The 306-nt window shown below is 42.2% G+C and carries 1 pseudogene; it reads left to right on the top strand.

Annotation, left to right across the window (positions count from 1 at the left end):
- Positions 1-306: pseudogene (locus ACODS7_RS32970) on the top strand (2-methylcitrate dehydratase); the annotation flags it as partial.

Here is a 306-nt window from a genome sequence, read left to right as displayed (position 1 = left end):
TTAATGCCAAGACAAATGAGCCGGTTACGCAGTACGAAGTCGATGAGAAAGGGAATGTACAAGAGGTAAAATCAACGTTTGAACAAATAGAAGCGGATTTAGATATGCCCGAAGAAAAGATGCAGACTCGTGAAGAAAAAGAACAAGCGGACCGTGAAGTTATCGATACGTTTATCATTAGCGGTTTAGCACCGAACTTTGAGGGTATGCCGAATAAACTTCCGGATATTGTAAAACGTCGCCTCGAGGGTGAATCCTACTTAAAACTGGCAAATGAGCTGAACATGTCCTCAGGACAAATTATCG

Source organism: Bacillus sp. FG16 (assembly GCF_057809515.1).
Note: the sequence above shows the minus strand (reverse complement) of the source record. Positions and strands in the feature narration are given on the sequence as shown.